General features: G+C 56.8%; 21 protein-coding genes. 11 read left to right on the plus strand and 10 right to left on the minus strand.

The window, feature by feature from the left end; genetic code table 11:
- Positions 1-39: 39 nt before the first annotated feature.
- The 6 genes from AC2D8O_RS03980 to AC2D8O_RS04005 are packed head-to-tail and all read right to left on the minus strand — an operon-like array spanning position 40 to position 8,700.
- On the minus strand, positions 40-1,455 hold the full coding sequence (locus AC2D8O_RS03980; protein WP_484677497.1) for a quinol:cytochrome C oxidoreductase: 1,416 nt from the start codon (positions 1,453-1,455) through the stop codon (positions 40-42).
- A gap of 39 nt (positions 1,456-1,494) precedes the next feature.
- Positions 1,495-2,157, minus strand: a complete 663-nt coding sequence (locus tag AC2D8O_RS03985) for a c-type cytochrome (protein WP_484677498.1) — start codon at positions 2,155-2,157, stop codon at positions 1,495-1,497.
- A gap of 20 nt (positions 2,158-2,177) precedes the next feature.
- A complete protein-coding gene (locus AC2D8O_RS03990; protein ID WP_484677499.1) occupies positions 2,178-2,717 on the minus strand; it encodes a DUF3341 domain-containing protein in 540 nt (179 codons plus the stop codon).
- A gap of 29 nt (positions 2,718-2,746) precedes the next feature.
- Positions 2,747-4,207, minus strand: a complete 1,461-nt coding sequence (nrfD, locus tag AC2D8O_RS03995; RefSeq protein WP_484677500.1) for an NrfD/PsrC family molybdoenzyme membrane anchor subunit — start codon at positions 4,205-4,207, stop codon at positions 2,747-2,749.
- A 31-nt stretch (positions 4,208-4,238) separates the two neighbouring features.
- The gene (locus tag AC2D8O_RS04000; RefSeq protein ID WP_484677501.1) at positions 4,239-7,343 is read right to left on the minus strand and encodes a TAT-variant-translocated molybdopterin oxidoreductase; all 3,105 of its coding nucleotides are present in this window, start codon (positions 7,341-7,343) and stop codon (positions 4,239-4,241) included.
- A 46-nt stretch (positions 7,344-7,389) separates the two neighbouring features.
- A complete protein-coding gene (locus AC2D8O_RS04005; protein WP_484677502.1) occupies positions 7,390-8,700 on the minus strand; it encodes a c-type cytochrome in 1,311 nt (436 codons plus the stop codon).
- 290 nt (positions 8,701-8,990) lie between these two features.
- Between AC2D8O_RS04005 and AC2D8O_RS04010 the strand changes: the two genes are divergently transcribed.
- Positions 8,991-9,527, plus strand: coding sequence for a dTDP-4-dehydrorhamnose 3,5-epimerase family protein (locus AC2D8O_RS04010; RefSeq protein WP_484677503.1), 537 nt, complete (start codon positions 8,991-8,993; stop codon positions 9,525-9,527).
- Between the two features lie 3 nt (positions 9,528-9,530).
- On the opposite strand, the gene AC2D8O_RS04015 is transcribed toward AC2D8O_RS04010, so the two are convergent.
- Positions 9,531-10,190 carry a DsbA family protein gene (locus AC2D8O_RS04015; RefSeq protein ID WP_484677504.1) on the minus strand — a complete coding sequence of 220 codons (660 nt, stop codon included), beginning with the start codon at positions 10,188-10,190 and terminating at the stop codon, positions 9,531-9,533.
- A 65-nt stretch (positions 10,191-10,255) separates the two neighbouring features.
- On the opposite strand from AC2D8O_RS04015, the gene AC2D8O_RS04020 reads away from it, so the two are divergent.
- Positions 10,256-11,131, plus strand: coding sequence for an SDR family oxidoreductase (locus AC2D8O_RS04020; protein ID WP_484677505.1), 876 nt, complete (start codon positions 10,256-10,258; stop codon positions 11,129-11,131).
- Here the strand turns inward: AC2D8O_RS04020 and AC2D8O_RS04025 are convergent.
- Positions 11,107-11,409 (minus strand): hypothetical protein, encoded by a 303-nt coding sequence (locus tag AC2D8O_RS04025; protein ID WP_484677506.1) that lies wholly within the window; start codon positions 11,407-11,409, stop codon positions 11,107-11,109. The two genes, AC2D8O_RS04020 and AC2D8O_RS04025, sit on opposite strands and share 25 nt — an antisense overlap.
- Before the next feature lie 100 nt (positions 11,410-11,509).
- Positions 11,510-11,833, minus strand: coding sequence for a DUF6686 family protein (locus tag AC2D8O_RS04030; protein ID WP_484677507.1), 324 nt, complete (start codon positions 11,831-11,833; stop codon positions 11,510-11,512).
- An 89-nt stretch (positions 11,834-11,922) separates the two neighbouring features.
- Between AC2D8O_RS04030 and rfbH the strand changes: the two genes are divergently transcribed.
- Both rfbH and AC2D8O_RS04040 read left to right on the plus strand, forming a co-directional pair.
- Complete coding sequence (gene rfbH / locus AC2D8O_RS04035; protein WP_484677508.1) at positions 11,923-13,254, plus strand: lipopolysaccharide biosynthesis protein RfbH; 1,332 nt, start codon at positions 11,923-11,925, stop codon at positions 13,252-13,254.
- Between the two features lie 28 nt (positions 13,255-13,282).
- Positions 13,283-14,263, plus strand: a complete 981-nt coding sequence (locus AC2D8O_RS04040; RefSeq protein WP_484677509.1) for a fasciclin domain-containing protein — start codon at positions 13,283-13,285, stop codon at positions 14,261-14,263.
- Here AC2D8O_RS04040 and AC2D8O_RS04045 read toward each other — a convergent pair.
- Positions 14,260-16,167: a thioredoxin-like domain-containing protein gene (locus AC2D8O_RS04045; protein ID WP_484677510.1), complete on the minus strand. Its 1,908-nt coding sequence runs from the start codon at positions 16,165-16,167 to the stop codon at positions 14,260-14,262. The genes AC2D8O_RS04040 and AC2D8O_RS04045 overlap by 4 nt on opposite strands.
- Before the next feature lie 188 nt (positions 16,168-16,355).
- Here AC2D8O_RS04045 and AC2D8O_RS04050 point away from each other — a divergent pair, with 188 nt between their 5' ends.
- The 7 genes from AC2D8O_RS04050 to AC2D8O_RS04080 all read left to right on the plus strand — a co-directional run bounded on the left by AC2D8O_RS04050 (position 16,356) and on the right by AC2D8O_RS04080 (position 22,404).
- Entirely contained in the window at positions 16,356-16,865 is a 510-nt protein-coding gene (locus AC2D8O_RS04050) for a YkgJ family cysteine cluster protein (protein WP_484677511.1), read from the plus strand.
- A gap of 43 nt (positions 16,866-16,908) precedes the next feature.
- Positions 16,909-18,018: a glycine oxidase ThiO gene (gene thiO, locus AC2D8O_RS04055; RefSeq protein WP_484677512.1), complete on the plus strand. Its 1,110-nt coding sequence runs from the start codon at positions 16,909-16,911 to the stop codon at positions 18,016-18,018.
- Positions 18,019-18,061: 43 nt separating this feature from the next.
- The gene (locus AC2D8O_RS04060) at positions 18,062-18,979 is read left to right on the plus strand and encodes a hypothetical protein (protein ID WP_484677513.1); all 918 of its coding nucleotides are present in this window, start codon (positions 18,062-18,064) and stop codon (positions 18,977-18,979) included.
- 47 nt (positions 18,980-19,026) lie between these two features.
- Positions 19,027-19,806, plus strand: a complete 780-nt coding sequence (locus AC2D8O_RS04065) for a hypothetical protein (RefSeq protein WP_484677514.1) — start codon at positions 19,027-19,029, stop codon at positions 19,804-19,806.
- A 56-nt stretch (positions 19,807-19,862) separates the two neighbouring features.
- Complete coding sequence (locus AC2D8O_RS04070) at positions 19,863-20,621, plus strand: glycosyltransferase family 2 protein (RefSeq protein WP_484677515.1); 759 nt, start codon at positions 19,863-19,865, stop codon at positions 20,619-20,621.
- Positions 20,622-20,645: 24 nt separating this feature from the next.
- Positions 20,646-21,743 carry a glycosyltransferase family 4 protein gene (locus AC2D8O_RS04075; protein ID WP_484677516.1) on the plus strand — a complete coding sequence of 366 codons (1,098 nt, stop codon included), beginning with the start codon at positions 20,646-20,648 and terminating at the stop codon, positions 21,741-21,743.
- A gap of 274 nt (positions 21,744-22,017) precedes the next feature.
- Positions 22,018-22,404, plus strand: a complete 387-nt coding sequence (locus tag AC2D8O_RS04080) for a hypothetical protein (protein WP_484677517.1) — start codon at positions 22,018-22,020, stop codon at positions 22,402-22,404.
- Positions 22,405-22,482: the final 78 nt, after the last annotated feature.

The following is a 22,482-nucleotide window of genomic DNA, read 5'->3' on the forward strand; positions in this document are numbered from 1 at the left end:
GGCCGCGCAAGGCGGCCTGTTTGTAGCAGTAAGGGCGAATCAGTGGTAGTTGTGCATCAGCGATTCGCGCAGATACGGGTGATTTGCCGGTACCAGACGAGCCTTGGAGAGGCGCCATGCGGTTACAAGCAGGAAGGCGGCGAGGAACATCAGCCACATGCCGATTTCCATCAGACCGATGCTGCCGGCGCCCTTCATGGTGCCGGGGAAAATCATGATGAACAGGTCAAGCCAGTGGCCTACCAGCACAATGCCGCAAATAACCGCGAGGTACTCGTAGTTGCGCTTGCTGCTGTGCGTCATCAGGCCGATAAAGGGCACAATGAAGTTGATTGCAGCAGTAGCCCAGAACCATACGCGGTAGGCGCTGTTGGGGTTAATGCGTTCCCAATAGTAACCACCTTCTTCAGGGATGTTGGCGTACCAAATCAGCATGTACTGGCAGAACCAGATGTAGGTCCAGAAGATGCTGAAGGCGAATACGAACTTGCCCAGATCATGGAGATGGCTATCGTTGAAGGCAGGCAGGAAGCCATTCTTCTTCAAGTAGATGGCAATCATCGTGAGCAGCGACAGTGCTGTTACAAAGAGCGTAGCAAACACGTGTACGCTGAACATGGTGCTGAACCAGTGCGTATCAATGCTCATGATGAGATCCCATGCGGCCAGCGACATCGTGATGCCGAACAGGAAAATGAAAATGGCCGAGAGCACGGTCTGCTTGCCGTACTGGTTAAGGCCAGGCTGCTGGTCTTCTGCAAGCGAGGACTTGCGGATCATCCAGGCGAAACCAATCCAGATGGCAAAATAGAAGACAATGCGAATGATGAAGAAGGGAGTATTCAGGAAGGGCTGCTTGCCTTTCAGAATCTTGTCACCTTCAACGGCTGCGGTATCCATCCAGTGGTAGAGATAGTGGCCACCCAGAAGGGCTACCAATAATACGCCCACAGCGGCAAACACCAGCCAGCCATTCATGGCCTCAAGAATGCGGCGGACGATAACGTACCAGCCGGCGTTGGTGATGGTGGATACGGCGATGAAAAACAGCGCAAGGAGAGCTGCACCACCAAAGTACACATTGTTGAGCAGGAAGTTAGCCCAGAAACGGGTAACCCAGGTGGGGCCGTGATGGCCTTCGGCTCCATGCCCGCCATGGTTGTGTGCAGCAGGTTCGTTGCTGCGTACATCCTGCGGCGAGTTGTTGAGGCCGCCGGGCCCTTTGGCAGCGCCATAGGTTTCTCCAGCGAGCACTTCATGACGAGAGCCAGTGGTATACGTTACCGTCTGCTCGTGATAAGGGTGGTCCTTGTCTCCCTGGTAGGCGAAGAAGGTGCCAACAAGGAAAAGGAACAGGCCTACGCCCAGGAGGATGAGAAGGTTGCGGCGAGTCTTTTCAGGCAGGCTGAACTTCTCTACAATCGCTGGAGCTTCGTGATGCGATCCGTGTGCCATGTCGCGAGTATCTGGTAGGTTCTGTCAGTCGGGTAATAATTACTTGGCAGCAGTTTCGGTGGCTGCGGCAGGAGCGGCGGGGGCTTCCAGTGGGTCGGGCAGGTTGAGGCCCTTGCGCTGAAGTTCCTGTACATACAGAATCACCTGCCAGCGCTCGGTGGGATTCAGCTGGGAAGCATGGCTGCCCATCTGGTTGCGGCCGTAGGTAATGCTGAAATACATTTTGCCGACTGGCAGATTCTTGTGCGAATCGTCGTAGTAGGAGGGCACACCTGCGAAGGGGCCACCGGCAGCAACCGACACCTTGCCGGCACCGTCGCCGTTGGTGCCGTGGCAGTGCTGGCAGTATTGTACGTAGAGGTACTTGCCTTTTTCGCGGGCGTCCTTGCTGTCGGCAATGGGGTTGGTGAGTTCACGGCCCGCCTGCTCGTAAGCGTCGGGATTGTTGGCGTATGGGAAGTCATATCCCATTTTGCCACGGGCGATGGTACCAGCCACCGTCGACATCAAGTTTTTGCCGTCGCGGGTGTAGGGGTTTTTACCCATTTGGGAGTAGGGGTCCGCCGGAATGGTGTGGTACATGTCCGGGGCATATTCCATACCCGTTTTTGCTGGGTCGTGGCCTACATAGCCTTTATTGTCGGTGCTGCCACAGGCAGTGAGCAGCAGCATACCAGAGCAGAGCAGGGCGAAAGATTTCATGCGTTGCATCGTGCGGGAGCTTAGTAGGCTACGGGTACATCAAGTTGGGATTCACGCACATCCAGGGCACCAGTCTCATTAAAGAGCTGGCGAAGGGCGCCATCGCCTTTTTCCTGGGTCTTGTTTACCAGAATGACGAAGCGGTCGTCGGTCTGACGGATGTCGGCGAGCTGAGCTTCTGCACCTGGCTTCAGACGGCTGGCGTAGAGATATACACCTACCATCCCCAGCGAGGCAATCAGAACGGTGAGTTCGAAGGTTACCGGGATGAAGCTGGGAATGCTGACATAGGGCTTACCGCCAATGTCAATAGGCCAGTCGATACCCAGCATCCACACCTGCATGAACAGGGCCAGTGAGAAGCCAGTGAAGCCAAACCAAAAGGCGGCTTTAGGCAGGCGTGAACGGCGCAGGCCCAAAGCCTGGTCGATGCCGTGGATGGGGAAGGGCGAGAATACGTCGGTGATCTTTACTCCTTTGCTGCGGATGTGCTCTACGGCGTGGAGTACTTTCTCCTCATCGTCGTAAACACCGATCACGAAGTTGTCTTGTTGGCTCATAGCGTGTTGTTGCGCTAGGGGTGGGTAGTTCAGGCGTTTGCGTCAGGAGATTTGTAAGCAGCTTTGAGAGCAGCGCCACCAGCCAGAGGATGGTCGGCGGGGAACTCAACATGCTCTTCGGCAGCGAGGTCACGCTTCATTTTCTCGCCCGACACCTTGGCAATCATTTTCACTTCAGCCATGGCAATAACGGGGAGGAACCGTGCAAAAAGCAGGAAGAGTGTCATGAAGAGACCCATCGTGCCCACATAAATACCTACTTCTACCCAGGTAGGGCTGAACATGCTCCAGGAGGAGGGGAGGTAGTCGCGGTGCAGCGAGGTAACGATGATCACAAAGCGCTCAAACCACATACCGATATTCACTACGATAGAGAGGAGCCATACCGTTACCATGTTCTCGCGTACCTTCTTGAACCAGAAGAGGTGAGGAGTGATAACGTTGCAGGTGATCATCGTCCAGTATGCCCAGGCATAAGGGCCAAAAGCGCGGTTTACGAAGGCAAACTGCTCATAGGGGCTACCCGAGTACCAGGCGATGAAAAACTCGGTGCCGTAAGCCAAACCTACCATCGAGCCAGTCGCCAGTGTGATGTAGCACATAGCATCTATGTGCGTCTGGGTGATGTAGGCGCCGAGGTTCAGCACTTTGCGGGTGATGATCATCAGCGTCAGTACCATCGCGAAGCCGGAGAAGATAGCACCAGCAACGAAGTAAGGCGGGAAGATGGTGGTGTGCCAGCCGGGGATTACCGAGGTAGCAAAGTCAAAGGATACAATGGTGTGTACCGAAAGTACCAGTGGCGTAGCCATGCCAGCGAGAATGAGCGAAACGCTCTCGAAGCGCTGCCATACCTTTGCCGAACCATTCCAGCCGAAAGCGAGGGTGCCGTAGATAGCCTTGGCCCACTTGCCAGTAACGCGGTCGCGTACAGTGGCAAGATCAGGGATGAGGCCTACGTACCAGAACACCAGCGAAACGGTGAAATAGGTGGAGATGGCAAATACGTCCCACAGCAGGGGTGAGTTGAAGTTCACCCACAGAGAGCCGTGCATATTTGGCACAGGAAATACCCAGAACAGGAGCCAGGTACGACCGGCGTGAATGGCTGGGAACAGGCCCGCGCACATTACCGCGAAGATGGTCATGGCCTCAGCCGCACGGTTGATGGAGTTACGCCATGATTGGCGGAACAGCAGCAGAATGGCGGAGATGAGGGTACCCGCGTGGCCGATACCTACCCACCACACGAAGTTGGTGATGTCCCAGGCCCAGCCGATGGTCTTGTTCAGACCCCACGTGCCGATACCTGTAGTAACAGTGTAAAGAATACAGAGCACACCGATGGTGGCAACCAGGCCGCTGACAGCCAGCGCCAGGAACCAGATTTTCGGCGGCTTGGTCACAATCGGCCGGACCACGTCGTCCGTGATCTGGGTGTAGGTTTTGTCGCCGGTGACAAGCGGCGTACGAAGGGGTGATTCGTACATGGCAGATTCCTATTGAATGACGGGTGTCCGGTTAGGCTTGGGTTGCTTCCTTGTTGCGCACTTTGGTTTGGTAGCTGATGTGCGGGAGGGTTTTTACTTCCTCCAGTACATGGTAGCTGCGCTCGGTGTTGTACACCTGAGCAATGCGGCTTTCGGGATCGTTGAGGTCGCCGAAGATGATGGCGCCCGAGGGGCAGCTCTGGGCACAGGCGGGCTGTACCTGCTCGTCGCTTACACGACGGCCTTCCTTCTTGGCTTCCAGTTTGGCGGCCTGAAGACGCTGCACGCAGAACGAGCACTTCTCCATGACACCGCGCGAGCGAACAGTAACGTCGGGGTTGAGAACCAGACGACCCAGTTCGTCGGTGGCAGGGTTGTACGTGAACGCAGTACCGTGTATTTCCTCATTGAGGGTGAGGTTGCCACGGTCGCGGCCATAGTTGTCCTGCTTGGCGTAATCGAACCAGTTGAAACGGCGCACCTTATAGGGGCAGTTGTTGGCGCAGTAGCGGGTACCGATGCAACGGTTGTAGGTCATCTGGTTGAGACCTTCGCTGCTGTGGGTGGTAGCCAGTACGGGGCACACGGTTTCGCAGGGGGCGTTGTCGCAGTGCTGGCACAGCATCGGCTGGAAAACTACTTCGGGCTGTTCGGCGCCCTGCTCCATGGCAACAGCGTCGGTACCAGCTGCTGAGAAGTAGCGGTCAATGCGGATCCAGTGCATTTCGCGGCCACGGCGCACTTCGCTACGGCCTACTACCGGTACGTTGTTTTCTACCTGGCAACTGATGACACAGCTACCGCAGCCCGTACAGGCGTTGAGGTCGATGGCCATTGCCCAGTAGTGGCCGTTTTTGGGGTGTTTCTCCCACAGCGAGATGAGCTGGATTTTCTCTTCGTTGCCGGAGTAAGGATTCTTGTGCCATTCGGCCAAGGTGGTCTCCTTCACGATATTGCGGCCCATGATGGTCTGGTGCGACTGCGTCAGCGCCAGCTCGTAGGTTGCACTGGTCTTGGTCAGTTTCACGTCGCCGGTGGTGTAGCGAACCGTGCCGCCAACTACCGAGGTGAAGACATAGGCGTTCTTGCCCACTTCCAGCGCGGCTTTGGCAGCCTTGGTGCGGCCGTAGCCCAGGGCGATGCCCACCGTGCCACGTGCCTGACCCGGCTGTACGTAAACGGGGAGTTCTACTTCGGTCTTGCCGTTGCTCACTTTCACTACGTCGCCCATTTTAAGACCCTGTTCTTCAGCGTCTTTTACGTTGACGGCTGCGTAGTTGTCCCATACAGCTTTGGTGATGGGATCGGGGAGCTCCTGAAGCCAGGGCAGGCCAGCCAGTACGCCGTTACCGATGCCTACTTTCTCATAGGCAATCAGCTCAAGGCCTGTAGCAGGCTTGGAGCCAGCCAGTGCATTAGCGGCTTCTCCGACACTGGGGGCTGCATTCTTGGTGAGACCAGCGGTGAGGCTGCCAGGAACGGCTGCCTTGCGACTGGCACTGGCAAAGCCATCGTGGAGCGACTGCTGCCAGAAGCTTTCGAAGCTGCCGGACGCAAAGCCTTTCCAGGTATTGCGGATGTAGTCGTACGGCTTGGTGGTGTTGCCAGCCCATACGAGGATGCTTTCAAGTGCCTGACGGGTGTCGAACAGCTGCTGGATGGTGGGCTGCACAATGGCCAATTGACCTGCAACAGGCTCGGCGTCGCTCCAGCTTTCCAGGAAGTGGCTGTCGGGTACGATATAGTCGCAGTGCTGTGCGGTTTCGTCTTCGCGCTCAGCAAACGATACTTTCAGGGCTACGTTTTTCAGCGCAGCTTCGAAGCCAGCGGCATCGCCCCAGGTGTAGGCAGGATTGGTGCCATGGAAAATGACAGCACCTACGGTACCTGCCTTCATGTCGGCGGCCAGTTGCACCATCTGCTCGTCGCGGCCCTGACGAATCATCAGTGGCTTGTCGGCCTCAATGGTGTTGCTGTAGGCATCTACCATCTTGTTGATGGTGTTGACCAGCACCTGTACGCTGACGTCATTACTGCCGCAAACCAGCAGAGCTTTGCCCTTGTTGTTCCACAGTTCGTTGGCAGCCATGCTGATGGCATTACCTGCCAGTTCCAGTTTGGCTGCGCTGTAGGTAGGCTGGCCAGCTTTTGCAGCAATGGCGTTGTAGAGATTCAGCACCAGCAGGCCTTCCTGCGAGGGGCGGATGGGGAAACGGTAGTCGGCGTTCGATCCGGTGAGGCTCAGGTGAGACTCGAACTGGAGGTGGCGCGACATTTCCTTCTGGTCTTTCGAGAGCTTGCGGCCTTTGATATAGTCGCGGCTGAACTGTGTTGGGGTGAGCCAGGTGCCAAGGAAATCGGCATTGATGCCCACAATGGCCTTGGCCTTTTCGAAGCGGTAGGAGGGAACCAGCGCGGTGCCCAGCGAAGCCTCGTTGGCAGCCAGCATGGCCGACGAAGAAACAGCGTCGTAGGCAACGTAGCGTACCTTGTTGTTGTAGCGCTTGTTCAGCTCTTCGAGTGCAGCGAAGAAGCTGGGGCTGATATTGCTCTGCGATACTACTGCGATGGTTTTGCCAGCAGCGGCTGCATCCGACAAGCCCTTGGTGATGGCAGCATCGAGCGAGTCGTAGCCGATTCTGGCCCAGCCATTGCCGCTTTTCTTCACAGCATTCTGCAGGCGGGTGCTGTCGTATAGGCCGAGGATGGAAGCATGACCACGGGCGCTTACACCACCACCAATGCCATTGCCTGTGCCGTTGAGCGGACTCTGAGCGTTGCCTTCAATCTTGATGGGGCGACCATCACGCACTTTCACCAGTACGTTCAAGGCTTCCTGACCATCATAGAAGGTGCTGGCGTAATAGTTGGGTACCGACGGCACCATATCGTCCGGGGTATCCACATAGGGGACTGCATACTTGACAGGGGTCTTGTTGCAGGCAGCCAGTGTGGCCGCGGTGAGGCTGAAGCCGAAGAACTTCAGAAAGTCACGGCGGTTGGACTGCAGGTTCCCGCCGTCGGCAAGAATCTCGTCCACGGGAACGTCCCGGCCGAACTCGTTCTGGGCAGCCTCGATGGCAGCGGGATCCTGCTTCAGATCCTCGATGCTCTTCCAGTATCGCTTGGTTTCCATGGTGTTTCTTCTGGGGCAGCGCTAGTTGTGAGGGACTGGGACTAGATCAATAGTGGCACTTGGCACATTCAAGACCGCCGATCGTTTCTACCGTGATGGGCTTCTCCGAACCGGCCAGATCCTGGCGTACCTGGTGATAGTAGGGGTTTTCCTTGAACTGCACCGGTGTTTGACGGTGGCAGTTGATACACCAGCCCATTGACAGGTCGCTGTGCTGGTACACTACGTTCATGTTGGCGATGTCGCCGTGGCAGGTGGTACACTCTACCTTGCCCACCTTTACGTGCTGGGCGTGGTTGAAATACACAAGGTCGGGCAGGTTGTGAATACGGACCCACTCGATGGGCGTGCCTGAGGTATGAGCTTCACGCACCTTGGCGATTTCCTGCTGGTAGTTGATGCCGTCAATGATTTTGGGCGAGCCGTCTTCGTTGGTGCCGTTCAATTGCAGGCCAGTGTGACAGTTGGCGCAGATGTTGGTGCCGGGAATTGTGGCACTCTTGCCGCGTTCTACACCGATATGGCAATAGTTACAGTTGATGCCGTACTGGCCAGCGTGCACTTTGTGGCTGAACAGTACAGGCTGAATGGGAGCGTAGCCCTGGTGCAGACCAACACCGGTAGCGGTTTTAACCGTGGCACTAGTTGCGATGATGACAATCGCGAGGACAACGGTCGTCATGATGAACCGGTTCTGGAGCAGACCTTTGAGGCTGATGCCTACACCACCTGCGGTAACCTGACTGCCACTTTCCTTGGCGCGGATGGCATTTACCAGCAGCGCAATGACCAGTAGCAACAGGAAAGCGATGATTACCAAAATGCCAATCAGCACAAAGAGGCCCTTTGTGATAAGGCCAGAACTGACAGAGTCTTCTGCGCCTGCCGCGGCACCGGCAGCAGCGCCAGGAGCGGGTGGGGGCGTTTTCTTGGCTTCTTCATCCACATAGGCGATGATGCTCAGCACGTCGTCCTTGGAAAGGCCTTCGAATGCCTGCATCTGCTGCTGATTGTACTCGTTGTAAATCTTTACAGCGTACTCGTCACCCGCTTTCACGAGCTTCTGGCTGTTTTGAACCCAGCGGACCAGCCAGTCTTCACTGGGCACGCGGTCGCGCACACCAGCCAGAGCGGGGCCAATCAACTTTTTGTTCACGGCGTGGCACGAGGCGCAATTGCCCTTGAAGAGCTTTTCGCCGGCGGCGGGGTCGACGGCGGCCTGCGATTGCACGGCTGGCAATACCACCAGTGCGAGTGCCAGATAGACAAGCTGCGTAATCCTGCGGATCATATGCTGCGATGGTAGGGGCTGCGGATATTCCCGAACATGACCTGACAGCAGGTGTGGACGGGGCATGATGCAAAGGTAGCGGAAGCATCCGCTGGCGCTTTACGGTTCAGCTCGCCATTCCAACCGTCCGGGGACATATTCAGGAGGTTCGTTGAGAGTACAGTGAACATGGGAAAAGGGCAGTATTTTCCCACGAAACGGGCGCAAGATAGCAACCCCCCCTGTTAGTGCAAAGGAGATTTCCCCGGCCATTTTCCAATGCAGGTTATTTTGAAGCAGTCTAAAACCGTTTCCGAGGGGTGGGCTGCGGCGTTCGCTTACGCCTTTACACTGCCTTTCGGGTGTATGTTTACAGTGTGAGAATCGTTCGTCAACCATTTCCTGGTGCTGCCATACTGGCCCCTTTCCGGCAGGCCGACGACAGGGGCAGCTTCACCAAGACCTTTCATGCGGCTCAGTTTCAGGCATTGGGCCTGCGGGCCGACTTTCGTGAGTCCTACTATTCTGTTTCTAACCCGGGCGTTGTGCGGGGCATGCATTTTCAGTTGCCGCCTCATGACCATGCCAAACTTGTGTATTGCGCAGTGGGCGCGGTCAGCGATGTTTTTATTGATCTCCGTTCTGGCGAAACCTACGGTCATGTAGGCACCGAATTGCTCTCGGCCAGCAATGGGCTGATGCTTTACCTGCCTCCCGGCTTTGCACACGGCTTTCAGGTATTGGGTACCGAACCCGCTGTGATGGTGTATATGACCACCTGTGAGTACAATCCGGCGTCAGACGACGGTATTCGATGGGACACCTTCTGGCACGACTGGCCTCTGCCCGTAACGGCAGTATCAGAACGGGACCAGAATTTTCTGCCTTTCACTGATTTCAACACACCGTGGTAGGTGTCAGGCAGTAGCAGCGTTTTCGTACGCCTGTTCCAGCAGTGGTTTCAGCTCTTCGTATGCCATAAAGCCTCGGGCCAGCAGCTGCGTTTCTTTACCCTGCTTCAACACAAGCGATGGAAAACTGGTGGCCCGCATTTCCTGCGCAATTGTAAACTCTAAAAAAGTGGCTCCCCGAACAGAGGGGTCTTTCAGTTTCTCGGCAAAGCGATAGGGGTCGGCGCCATGCTCCAATGCGATGGAGGTGAGAATCTCCGGCTTGTTAAGGTTGCGGCCATCTCGAAACAGAGCTGTCTGGAGGGCATAGCTGAACCTGAGCGTCGCTTCGCCATGAAACCCCAGCTGCTTGTAAGCTGTAAGCGCAATACTCGGTGGCTCGGAATTGAAGAGGTAAGTGCCTTCGGCGATCATCTGACGAAAGGCACGGCCAAAACCGACACCTGTCTGCGCCTCCAGAAAGGAGAGCGAGTCGGTCGAATTGGCATAAACCTGGCTGATGGGCTGCACCCGGCTGCCTAGCGACATCCCGCCTGCCAGGGCCTCGAAGGCAAGACGGCCCGAGAACTCTTTGGCCAGCCGATGCACCGTGGGTGCAAAGCCGTAGCACCAGCCACAGAGCGGGTCCTGCACGTAGAGTACTGCAAGTCCAGTTGAGTTGGTCATGCTACCTAAACTTCGTGAGCGTCCGAAAGGTGCCCAAGGGACGCCACTTGGTGTACCTTTGCGGTATGCGTGTGGTTGTTGTAGGGGCCTCGGGCCTCGTCGGAAGCAATTGTCTTAACCAATGGCAAGCAGAAACAGCGTGGACAGTAGAAGGTACCTTCTTCTCCTTTTCAACCGGGGGAACGGTGTTTTTTGACACACTGGATGCGCTGAACCCACGTAATTTTGATCTGAAAGGCTTCAGGCCCGACTGGATTATACATTGCGGGGCACTTACACATGTGGATCACTGCGAGCAGCACCCAGAGGAGTCATGGACGGCAACGGTGAAAAGTACGCTCAACTTGATTCAGCTTGCGAAGGAGACAGGTGCGCGCATGGCTTACTTCAGCACAGACTATGTGTTTGATGGCGCGCGTGGGCCCTATCGGGAGACCGACACCGTGAACCCTCTCAGTGTCTATGGCCGCCATAAGCTGGAAGCCGAACAGGCGGTACTGGCCGAACTGCCCGACAGTCTGGTGCTGCGCATTACCAATGTATATGGCGACGAAGCCAGAGGGAAGAACTTCATCGCGCGGATTGTGGCACAATTGCGTGAGGGCAAACAACTTGCACTTCGCCTACCGCTGGACCAGTACGCCACCCCTGCCAATGCTTGGGATATTGCCAGAGCGTTACGCCGACTGATGGAGGACGGCCGGAATGGGGTGTGGCATATTGCCAGTACCGACTTCATGAACCGGTGCCAGCTTGCGCAGCGAATCGGACGGCGATTCCCGCAGGGGCAGCTTATCATTGAGCCTGTTACCACGGCTGTCTTACAGCAACCGGCACTCCGCCCGCTCTTGGGGGGACTGATCAGTGAGAAGTTGATTTCCGCCTATCCCGACCTATACTTCAGTACAGTAGACGATTATCTGGACAGCCTGGGGCTTTGATATTGGAGCAGTCGCTGGGCCTCCAATAAAACCAGTTCCTGTTGTACAAGGCGGCGCAATGCATCATGTTCTGTTGGGTTGATGCTCCGCCAGAGGCTGCCCACACGAATGACGCTGCGTGGGCCGAAACCGGGAAGCAGCATGAAATCAGTAGGTTCTACCGCACGCAGTTCGGCGGCGAGTATGCGGAGGTCGCTGGGGTGAAGGTATACCTCGGTATGGCCCAACTGCAGCCGATACTGCTGCCGCAGGGTATGGAATCGCAATGAGATGGGCATTGTAGGGTGGGTGATCTTCAAGTTCCATAGTTGTAACCCTTTTGGGTCAATATATGTTCTAACAGTTAAATGTTTCTGGCAAAATGGTGCTGGCTGCTAGCTATTTAGTGTAGAGGATTTCATAGGTCTGAATCATTATATAAGCCTCGGAGATGAGGTTGGCCAGCAGGCACATGTCTTCGGGCGAAAGCGCATATCGCGCTTCCCCAGCCCGGATTACCCCAATGGGCCCACATTCGGCAGTATCCTGAAACTGGTCTGTCGGGAATGCCGTCAGGCAGTCGCGTAACTGCATCATCTCGGCCAGCGAGAAGGAAAGAAACAGGTTACCAAAAAGCAGCTGCAGATGAGCGCAGCCAGCACATAGCCTGATAAACCCCTTTGAGGTCGACGCCAGCAGCAGGGGGGAGTGAGCGGAACACATGCAGCAATATTAATTAGAATGAGACTAAATAAATAAAAATCCTTTAGCCATTTCCTTCGAGGTGTGGTGGCAGGCGATACCTTTGCATTGTGGAATACAGGAACCTACAGGGCGAACTGCTTTCAGCCCTTTCGGCCATCGCGGAGGCAAACACCCGCAGGACACTGGTGCCCGGCACCGACTATCTGCCGGTCACGGGCAAGGTGATAGACGCCGCCGATCTGTTGCACGGCGTAGATGCTGTGCTGGATGGCTGGCTCACGACAGGACGCTACGCCACTACCTTTGAACGACAGTTTGCCGACTGGTTTGGCGCGCGCCATGCCATCCTGGTTAACAGCGGCAGCAGCGCCAATCTCTGCGCCTTTATGGCGCTTACCAGCCCCAAGCTGGGCGATGAGCGGATATTGCCCGGCGACGAAGTCATTACTGTAGCAGCAGGTTTCCCTACCACAGTCAACCCGCTCATCTCCTATGGCTGTGTGCCCGTGTTTCTGGACATACACCCCGGCACCTATAACATTGACGTGAGCAAACTGGAGGCGGCGCTCTCGCCCCGTACCAAGGCCGTGATGATTGCACACACACTGGGGAACCCATTTGACCTGGCTGCAGTGGCCGACTTCTGCAAGCGCCACAAGCTGTGGCTGGTGGAAGACAACTGCGACGCACTGGGCGCTACCTTCGCTATCCCTGGCCAGCAGGAGCGCAAAACTGGCACGTTCGGACATCTGGCTACGCTGTCGTTCTATCCGGCGCACCATATCACCATGGGCGAGGGCGGTGCGGTGCTCATCAACGACAAGCGCCTGAAGATGATCGTGGAGAGCTTTCGCGATTGGGGCCGTGATTGCTGGTGCGAACCGGGCAATGAGAATACCTGCGGCAAACGCTTCTGCTACCAACTGGGCGAACTGCCAACTGGCTACGACCATAAGTACATCTACAGCCACATCGGCTACAACCTGAAAGTGACCGACACGCAGGCAGCCATTGGGCTGAGCCAGCTGCGAAAGGCCGATGCCTTTGTGGAGGCCCGGCGCCAGAACCACGCCAAACTGACCGAGCGTCTGAAGCCGCTGGAGGAGTTCTTTCACCTGCCCGAAGCCACGCCCAACAGTAACCCCAGCTGGTTTGGCTACCTGCTGCGCATACGCGAAGACGTCAACCTGGACCGCACCGCGCTGACCCAGCACCTGGAACAGGCCAAGATTGGTACGCGCCTGCTGTTTGCCGGCAACCTGCTGCGTCAGCCCGCATACGCCGACATTTCCCGCCGTGTAGTGGGCGACCTGTCGCAAACAGACGCTGTGATGAACCACGGCTTCTGGATTGGCGTCTGGCCAGGCCTCAACGACAGCCATCTGGATTACATGACCGAGCAGCTGGCTGCTTACTGCCGCGCACCCCAGAAAGCCTGATGTGCCGCTTTCCCGCTAACTTGTACCCATGTTGAGGCGTATTCTCGTTTGGGCAGCACTGGCCATCGTTGTGACAGGCTGCAGCAGCACCAAACCTCCGCAGCCCCTGCCCGATGCCATGTCGGTCATTCGCAGCCGCAGCGACCTGACGTTGTTGGCCTATGCCTTGCAACGCGCAGGGTACGATGATGAGATTGCACAGGTGCCGGATATCACACTTTTGGCACCTGACAATGCAGCCTTTGCCGCGGCAGGTCTGGGCTCTACCGCAGCCATAGATGCTCTTCCCCTCGTTGACCTCCAGATTACCCTGCTGTACCATGTGCTGGAAGGCATTAAGCCTGCCAGTGGCCTGCGTAGCGGCTTGCGACTGTATACCCTGTATGCCGATAACACCGTGTCGCCCCGCAATCCGGCGGCGGTTGGCATCAGCCAAGAAGGCCCTGTGCGGCTGAACAACGAAGCCGAACTCGTATCTGCCGATGTCGAATCGGATAACGGGCTGTTGCATATCATCAATGCGGTGCTGACGCCTCCACCCGCTCCGGGCTCACTCTTTGACATTATAGAAGGCTATGCTACAGGAAGCAGCCCTAGATATACCATGCTGTACGTAGCACTTCGCGACCTCAACTCGGGCAGCGCAAATGCCAACGCGCTGGTCAGCAATTTTGCTGGCACAGCTTATACCCTGTTTGCCCCCACTGATGCAGCGTTTGTTGCGGCTGGCTATGCGGATACTACTGCTTTGAAAACTGCCATTGCCACCGACGCTGCTGCTGTATACACCATCATTGCCAATCACCTTGTGTCGGGTGCGCGCTTCTCGCCCAACTTCGTAACGGGGAACCTTACCACGGCGAATGGCGGCACGCTGGCCATAACAGCAGGTGCAGTCCCCACAGTAAAAAGCAACGGGATAGCCTCAGCTACCCCGTTCATTTCTCGTTTTGATATTGCGGCGCCCAATGGTGTGCTACATACGGTAGGTGTGGTGCTTACGCCCTAGCGGCTGGCGCGTTCCGGCACTGGCAATACATAGCTGGCCGATACTGTCTGGGCGGCGCCAGTGGTGTAGGTGGCTGGTATCTCAAAGCGCAGCAGCTTGATCAGGCATCGGCCTGCATCTCCTTTCTCACAATAATAGGCGGCGGCTTCAAGTGTCAGTTTGGGCGCTGAAGCACCACTTACTGGTACCGTGTACTGGATAAAGCCCTCTACTTCAGCGATGGTGGCATTGCCATTTTGCCCCACAATCTGGGCGTAGTTGGGGGCGTCGGCATTCAGTTTATAGCCTTCTGGCAGCTTCAGCCGGATTACTATGTTACCATTCGGGTTTACCTGCTGGGGCTCCACGGCCACCGTTTGTCCAAAGAAAGGCACTGATGTCGGGTTGCTGGCGGTGCGCTGAATCTCCAGCATGCTCAGGCGGCCCGGCTCCTGTAGCGTCAGCGTGCTCACACGGTCGGTGGCAGGATCATACACCCGGATCAGGCCATTGTTGGTGTCGGTGATGTAATACCTGCCGTTCAGGAACACAATGTCATTGGGCTCGGAGAACGTGGCTTCACTGGCCTTGCCGTCCTGCCGCCCTCGTTTGCCGGAGCCGAGCCACGATACCAGCGTCTTGCTGCTAGGGTCCAGCTTCTTGATCTTATGGTTGTAGGTGTCGGCTACCAGCACCACTCCGCCGTGATAATCCACGCCTATGCAGTGTTGCAGACGGGCTGAAGGATAGGTGCCGTCGATGTCGCCGAACTCAAATAGCCCTTCGCCAATGAGCGTCAGCACCTGTTCGTTCTCCACCATACGCACAGCACTCACCTCACTGTCGGCAAAGAAGATGCGGCGGCCATCGGTTGCCAGGCCGCTAGGCTGTGCCAATGCCGCCTGTTCACGGGGCCCATCAATGATATTCTCGCGGCCCGAGCCTGCATAAACCTCGGCACGGTAAGTGGTGACGTTCATGCGCCAGAGCTGGTGTGGGCCAGCCATGGCGATGTAGAGCTCGCCATTCAGCAGGAGCAGGTCCCAGGGAGAGTTGATGGCATCGGTGGTGCCGTTGGCAAAGTCGCCGTAGGTACGTGCCTGCTGCCCAGTACCCAGTATGGTTTTAACTGTACGTTTCTGTAGGTCTACTTCCCGGATGAGGTGATTCTCAGTGTCGGCTACGTACAGCACATCGCGTGTGGCGTCGTATGCCAGCCCCTGCGGCCGGAAGAAACTGGCTGTTTCAAAACTGCCGTCGGCTCGGCCTTCCTGCCCGCTGCCAATAATAGCTTCGATTTTGCCTTCGGGTGTGGTGACGATTATCCGGTTGTGGTTGCTGTCGGTGAAGAGCAGGCGGTTGCTTTTGGCATCGGCAATGATTTTGCCAGGATAGGCCAGCAGGCTGGCAGGCTGGCGGTTGCGTTCCAGCGCAAAAGTCATGCGCGTGGTGTTGAGGTTGCCTTTGGCGGCAAACTCGGCCCGTAACCCATCCAGATAGGGCTTAAGGCGATCGTAGATGCCTTCGCCACTGGTATTGCCCACGTACTTGCCATCGGGGTCGATGAGCACGAAAGACGGCCACGCACGGATGCCATACTGTTGCCAGAGGTAGAACTCATTGTCAACGATGACCGGGTGCTCTATGTCGTAACGCAGAATGGCCTGGCGGATGTTCTCGGCGTCCTGCTCGTTCTGGAATTTGGCGCTGTGCACGCCTACTACTACCAATTCGGGGTATTCGTGCTCCAGTCGCTTGAGATCAGGCAGTACGTGCATGCAGTTGATACAGCAGTAAGTCCAGAAGTCCAGCAGCACGATTTTGCCCTTCAGCTCAGCAAGGCTAAGTGGCTGATCGGTATTAAGCCAGGGTTTGCCGGTGGGAAAGGGCACGGCGTTGGTTTTGCCGGCAAAGGAATTAGGCATGGTGGGCGAGGAGGAACGGTTTTGGCAGGCAGCTGTCAAGGTGGCTATCACCACCAGCCCCAGCGCCAACATACAGGAAGCAATTCGGGTTCGCATCACCTGATATACGCTGGGGGCACTTTGTTTGGTTCAGCCGTAAACACAAGTGTCGGGCAGCCGACACCGCTGGATTGCTGTACCTTTGGGCTGTGGAACCCCTGCCCGTACCGCTGGACAAATTGCCCGACCTCGCGCGCCGCATGATGCCGGCTACCAAGAAGCTGTTTGCCCGCATCAAGCGCGACCGCCATCTGGCCGACCGCCTCGACGACCAGCTGCACGACATCCACTTCGAGGTCTTTGACCGTACCGACTGTCTGGTCTGCGCCAACTGCTGCAAAACCACCAGCCCACGTATCACCGACCGCGACATTGACCGCCTGGCAGTGGCTACCCGCATGAAGCCCGGCGACTTTGTGCAGAAGTACCTGAAGATAGACCGCGACAACGACTGGGTGTTCCAGTCTACGCCCTGTCCCATGCTGGGTGCCGACAACTATTGCACTGTGTACGAAGATCGGCCCACAGCCTGTCGTGAGTATCCCCACACCGACCGTAAGCGTCAGGTACAGATACTGGACCTCACCGCACGTAATACCGAAGTATGCCCGGCAGTGTTTGCCATCGTTGAGCGGCTGAAAGAAGTGCTCGACCGCTAGCGGCGTCATTGGTACGCATGGGGCTTTCGCCTAGCTTGCGGGCATGATTCCCTTCCTCATCATCGGTGGTGGCGTAGCGGGCTTACAGGCATGCCTGGCGCTGGCCCGTCAAGGCCATTTTCCCGTATTGCTGGAAGCAGGGCAGGTGGGCCGGGGTACATCCTGGGCTGCCGCTGGCATGTTGGCCCCGGTGCACGAGATAGATCCCACCGAATTGCCTCTGTTGCGTGCCGGCCAAGCCAGCCTGAAGCAGTATCTGGCACTGGAAATGGAGCTGGCTGGAATGGGGTTGGACATAGGTTTGCGCAAGGAAGGCACACTGGAGGTGGTAGTAAGCCGCGAAGACCTGCCCCTGCTGCAACGCCAGTACGCCTTTATGCAGCAGCAGGGCCTGCGGGTAGAGTGGCTGGACAACAGACCCCTGCACGAACTGGAACCTGCACTGGCGTATTCTGTCCCTGCAGGCATACTGGCTCCCGACGATTGGCAGCTGGACAACCGTAAACTGGTGGACGCACTGGCGATGGCCTGTAGGTTGCGCCGCGCGGTGATACATGAGCGGGCCGAGGTGACCCAGCTGGTTCCCCACGACGAATACACCGAGGTATTGCTGGCCGATGGCCGTTCCTTCAAGGCCGATCAGGTGCTGCTGACCACGGGCGCTGCGCCGGTGCCGTGGGAAACGCCCACCAAGGTGTACCCCGTCCGTGGGCAGATGCTCTCGGTTGCTCCGCCACCCGAGGGGCTGCTACAGCGCGTAGTGCGTATTCGCACCAAGCCCTATGGCAATGGCTATGTGGTGCCCAAAGAAGACCGTATCGTCATAGGCAGCAACTCGGAGGAAATGGGCTACGACACCCGGCTGACGGCTGGCGGCCTCATGGACATCCTGCGGCGTGCCTATCTGGCGGTGCCCGGCCTCTATGACCTGCCCGTGCTGGAGACCTGGACTGGCCTGCGCCCGGCCACACTGCATCGCAGGCCAGTGCTGGAAAAAATAGCAGGCGCCCGTGTATGGGTGTTGAACGGCTTCTATCGTCACGGCATTCTGCTGTCACCGTTGATGGGCGAAGCCGCCTGCCGGGCATTGTTGGGACAGCCGCTGCCGCCAGACGCGGCCGCGTTGCTGCATATGCCTGCCTCCTCAAACTGATTCTCACCCTCAAGCGTTATATACTACAAGGAGGATTGAACCCATGAACCGACTGACATCCCTGCTGTTGCTGTGTCTGCCGCTGGTGGTTGCGGCGCAGTCGCCCGCCGATGAGGCCGCCCGGCCACAGGAACAGAAGCCTATTCCGACAGCCACCGATACCACACCCCAGTTTGTGCCGGGGATCTACTATTCTGTTGAGGAGTTTTTGGCCAGCTCCCCTCGTGTGCGTGCACTGCGTATAGATGGTGCAATGTCCAAGGTGGGCGAGAAGCGTATTGCCTATGTGGCGGCCTCGGGCAAACGGGCGTCGGTAAACTCGATGGACATCTGGGGCTACAGCGATGGCATCGGTATGTTTGTGCGGGCCATCAACCCGCGCAATCCCAAAGACTTCGGCGGTTTCTTCCGCCTGTTGACACTGGCGCAGCTATCGCTGGCCGAGAATCCATTGGCGGTGTACGAGCAGGCCCGCCTGCTGGAAAGTGCCCAAAGCCAGTCGGCGGGCAATAACAACCGTCCTGCTATCAATACGGGCCTCAATGTTGGCATGGGTATGGGAATGGGAATGGGAGGCTACAGCGGCTTCGGTATCGGCTCTCCTGGCTTTGGGTGGGGCCGTTCGCCCTGGTGGTATGACCCTTTCTATGGACCTTATGGCTATGGCTACGGCCCAGGAATGTATGGCCCGGGGTATACCAACCAGCGGCCACCTTCCAATCAGGTATCCGGCTCTACAGGTATACCCTCCACACAGCTTGAGAAGCCTCTTTTCTTCATTTACATGAAAGACGGAATGGTGCGCTATCTCGATGGTATAGCCTTTCCTGCCTTCCTGCGCCAAAATGACCCGGAGCTGTTCGAGGCCTTCAGCCTGGATGAGCGCCCCGCTGGCGACCGCAAAAAGCTGTTGGAGTACTACACCAAGTTCAACCGGCGCCACCCCCTGGCCGGCCGCTGATGAAGTTGCCTTAGGCAGTATATTACAATTGCAATCCGCTGTCCATCATGCGTCTTTTCTTCCTAGTGCTGTTCTGTGCCATCGCAGGTGGTATTTACGCCCAGACTGTTCCCTCAGGACTGCGATTCGAGCCAGGCATTTACCGCTCGGTAGAAGAGCTGAAAGCAGGACGGCCAGGCATACGGGCATTGCGTATTGATGAGCCCGAGCTGAAGGCCGCTTCGCGTACCATCCGTTACATCGCGGCCGATGGCAAGAGGGCCTCCATAGCCAGTATGGAAATCTGGGGTTACAGCGACGGAATCGGTCTATATGTACGCCGCATGTTGCCCGATGACCCAAAGGAATTTGCAGGCTTTTACCGCACGATGGACTACCAGACGCTGATGCTGTGCGCTCGGCCCGTCAGCCTCATGGCGTCACGGCCTAACAGCCAGGCTCGCCCGGCTACGCCGATTACCGCGCCTCAGAATCCTAACCAGGGAATATCGCGGAGTCGCAATGGACCGGATGGTATTTCCTCTGGTGCAGGAACTCTGACAGACATCTCTATGCGGACGCCTCCTGCACAGCGCCGCCCCTCAAATGCAGTGTACGGCAATGTGGCATATCCTACTGCGGAGCCCGAAGGCCTCTACTTCTTCATAGACCTGATGACGGGCATGGTGAATCGGCTGGATGGCGTCTACTTCCCTGCTTTTCTCCGGACCCATGACGATGCCCTCTATCAGGCCTACATCCTGGATGAGCGCCCCGCTGGCGATCGCGTCAAAATGCTTGAGTTTCTGCAGCGCTTTAACGACAAGCACGCTCCGCCGGAGCGCTAGCAGGTGCCCATTGCGGGGCCAAGTGGCTTTTCCCACTACCTTTGTGGCCCATTGCCATGCAGAGTGCCCAGCCCCTTATCAGCGTTGTCTCCATCGCCTTTCGGAACAGGAATGGCCTGGAGCAGACGCTGGACAGCCTGAAGCAGCAGACTTTCCGGGACTTTGAGTCCATTGTTATCGACGGAGGCTCGAACGATGGCACCCGCGAACTGCTCGAAACCCGCAGCGCTGATATTGCTTACTGGTGCTCTGAACCCGACAAAGGCATTGCCGATGCTTTCAATAAAGGCGTGGCCAAAGCGCGCGGCCAGTGGGTGTATTTCCTCAACAGCGGCGACTACCTCTGTAATCCAGAAGTTCTCTCGGCAATTGCAAATCGGCTGATAGCCCTCCCCAGCTCGGTAGATGCACTCTGCGGGCGCATTCAGTATGTGCTCTCCGATGGTACGCGCGCTGATATTGTTGGTCGCCCCTTTCGGCGCTGGCAGTTCGAGTGGGAGATGACCCAGCCGCATCCTGCGTTGTTCCTGCGACGTTCATACTTCAGCGATTACGGGCTGTTCGATTCAACCTTTCGCCTGGCAATGGATTATGAATTGCTGATGCGGAAGCCCAGGTTAAAGGTTGCGACTGTGCCGCTGGTGGTTGCTTACATGGATTCCACTGGGGTCAGCAACCAAAACTTTACTGCCACCAAGCAGGAAGTAATGATAGCCCGGAAGAAGCACCGGGGAGGTCCCTGGTGGGTGCATTGGCTGCTTTTTCGCGCGTCGCTGTTCAAATACTGGCTGAGTCGGCTCTATCGGCGCGTGTGAGTTTTACGTGTATCTCTGTCCGATATGAAAGTTCTCCTAATAGGTCGCCCCAATCTGTTCACCAATCCCGGTGGCGATACCACGCAGATTGAGAACACAGCCCGGTGTCTTCGTAAACTGGGTGTTACAGCAGATGTAACCGCAGCGCTGACCCCAGCCCCTGATTACGCTGCCTACGATCTCATTCACTATTTCGGCCTCTTCGCCCCCAACTTCGCCGACTACCATCAGGAGGGTGCCCGCAAAGCAGGAAAGCCATTTGTGCTCAGCACTATCTTTATGGAGTACTGGGAGTATGAGTCGCAGTATGAGGAAAACACGCTGAAGCGCTTGCTAACAAGGGTACTGGGGGCTCATGGCATTGAGTATGTAAAGACCGTAGGACGAAAGGTGCTGAATGGCATGCCTGTTGGAAGTCTTTACTACCTGCTGCGTGGACAGAAAGCCACAACTCGCCGCGTCATTGAGCGGGCGGCACTGTTACTGCCCAATTCGGCCAGCGAATACCGCCGGGTACTGCGTGCCTATGGCATTGAGCGGCCTTATCGTGTAGTGCCCAACTCGGTGGATGCCGAGAAAATACAGGCGGCTGCGACCAATCCCGACGAAGCGTACCGGGGCGCTGTCGTGTGTGCCGCGCGCATCGTAGGCTTTAAGAATCAGTATCGTCTGATACAGGCCGCCAACAAAATTGGATGCCGCCTCTACATCATTGGCGATGCCAGCATGAACACGCAGGACTACTATGCCCGCTGTAAGGCTATTGCGGGGCCAACCGTCACCTTCGTGCCCAAGTTGAACGCTGAGACGCTGTATCGGGTGTATGGCGCAGCCAAGGTACATGCCCTGCCCTCGTTCTTCGAAACAACGGGCTTGTCGTCAATTGAAGCGGCTACTGGTGGATGTGTCCTTGTCGTCTCTCGCAAAGGCGATCAGGAGGAATATTTCCAGAACGATGTGTTCTACTGCGAGCCGGAGAATATCGATTCTATTGCCGAAGCCCTGAAGCAGGCGCTTGCGGCCCAGCCCTCCGAAACGCTGCGTGCGCGTATCCTGAAAGACTACACCTGGGACCGCACCGCCGAGGAGACACTCGCCGGTTACAAACAGGTGTTGGGCTGATTCGGGTTAGGCGTTTTAGTCCCGGCTTGCTGGTACTACCTAAGGGTTTTGCTCATTTTACTGAGCCGTCTGCATGCTTGTCTATCGTTTGTATGCCCGCTTTTTTTGTGTTTAAGTATCTGAATATCAATTGATTGGTATTTAATCGGGAGGGAATGTAGCACGTGTTGGAGCTTGTATACCCCGTGTATACACCCAATCGGCAGGAGGGGGGCTGGGGCCCGCTACTTTTGTTTCGTCGGAAGGGCGCCAACAGCCTGACCCACAGAAAACAATGACTACTGAACTCCTCCGAACCATGGACTCCAGTCAAGCACTTTATCTTCAACTGGACCCGCCGCAACAAGTGCGGGCCGAGTATGCCCCGACTGGCATACTGCTGCGAGCCAACATGCTGATGGCCGAAATTATGGATGGCCTCTATGAGAAACTGGAAGGTCGCCACCACGGCCAGCTGCTGGAAGCAACCGACGCCGACATTCAGGAAGAACAACTGTGGTCTGTCTTGCGCGCAGGCAAAGCCCAGCGTGTGCGCGAACGCTTTGTGGACGTCGAGGGCCGTGTGTGGCAAATCACCAGTATCTATCAGCCCGTTACGGACAACACAGGTACGGTTATCCGTGTACTTCAGGTAGCTAACGCTACGGTACTTCCGCGCTGAGGCGCATATCCAGGACGCTGCCCTGCCCTTTTCAGACTAAGGCAAACAAACTGGGGCGCGTCCTGCAAAGAGCATGCA

It is taken from the genome of Pontibacter sp. T17, from assembly GCF_057219875.1.

What these genes read in the sequence shown, in the direction of transcription:
- AC2D8O_RS03980 (WP_484677497.1), bottom strand. Translation starts at nt 1,455, where the DNA reads ATGGCACACGGATCGCATCACGAAGCTCCAGCGATTGTAGAGAAGTTC.
- AC2D8O_RS03985 (WP_484677498.1), bottom strand. Translation starts at nt 2,157, where the DNA reads ATGAAATCTTTCGCCCTGCTCTGCTCTGGTATGCTGCTGCTCACTGCC.
- AC2D8O_RS03990 (WP_484677499.1), bottom strand. Translation starts at nt 2,717, where the DNA reads ATGAGCCAACAAGACAACTTCGTGATCGGTGTTTACGACGATGAGGAG.
- nrfD (WP_484677500.1), bottom strand. Translation starts at nt 4,207, where the DNA reads ATGTACGAATCACCCCTTCGTACGCCGCTTGTCACCGGCGACAAAACC.
- AC2D8O_RS04000 (WP_484677501.1), bottom strand. Translation starts at nt 7,343, where the DNA reads ATGGAAACCAAGCGATACTGGAAGAGCATCGAGGATCTGAAGCAGGAT.
- AC2D8O_RS04005 (WP_484677502.1), bottom strand. Translation starts at nt 8,700, where the DNA reads ATGCCCCGTCCACACCTGCTGTCAGGTCATGTTCGGGAATATCCGCAG.
- AC2D8O_RS04015 (WP_484677504.1), bottom strand. Translation starts at nt 10,190, where the DNA reads ATGACCAACTCAACTGGACTTGCAGTACTCTACGTGCAGGACCCGCTC.
- AC2D8O_RS04020 (WP_484677505.1), top strand. Translation starts at nt 10,256, where the DNA reads ATGCGTGTGGTTGTTGTAGGGGCCTCGGGCCTCGTCGGAAGCAATTGT.
- AC2D8O_RS04025 (WP_484677506.1), bottom strand. Translation starts at nt 11,409, where the DNA reads ATGCCCATCTCATTGCGATTCCATACCCTGCGGCAGCAGTATCGGCTG.
- AC2D8O_RS04030 (WP_484677507.1), bottom strand. Translation starts at nt 11,833, where the DNA reads ATGTGTTCCGCTCACTCCCCCCTGCTGCTGGCGTCGACCTCAAAGGGG.
- AC2D8O_RS04040 (WP_484677509.1), top strand. Translation starts at nt 13,283, where the DNA reads ATGTTGAGGCGTATTCTCGTTTGGGCAGCACTGGCCATCGTTGTGACA.
- AC2D8O_RS04045 (WP_484677510.1), bottom strand. Translation starts at nt 16,167, where the DNA reads ATGCCTAATTCCTTTGCCGGCAAAACCAACGCCGTGCCCTTTCCCACC.
- thiO (WP_484677512.1), top strand. Translation starts at nt 16,909, where the DNA reads ATGATTCCCTTCCTCATCATCGGTGGTGGCGTAGCGGGCTTACAGGCA.
- AC2D8O_RS04060 (WP_484677513.1), top strand. Translation starts at nt 18,062, where the DNA reads ATGAACCGACTGACATCCCTGCTGTTGCTGTGTCTGCCGCTGGTGGTT.
- AC2D8O_RS04065 (WP_484677514.1), top strand. Translation starts at nt 19,027, where the DNA reads ATGCGTCTTTTCTTCCTAGTGCTGTTCTGTGCCATCGCAGGTGGTATT.
- AC2D8O_RS04070 (WP_484677515.1), top strand. Translation starts at nt 19,863, where the DNA reads ATGCAGAGTGCCCAGCCCCTTATCAGCGTTGTCTCCATCGCCTTTCGG.
- AC2D8O_RS04075 (WP_484677516.1), top strand. Translation starts at nt 20,646, where the DNA reads ATGAAAGTTCTCCTAATAGGTCGCCCCAATCTGTTCACCAATCCCGGT.
- AC2D8O_RS04080 (WP_484677517.1), top strand. Translation starts at nt 22,018, where the DNA reads ATGACTACTGAACTCCTCCGAACCATGGACTCCAGTCAAGCACTTTAT.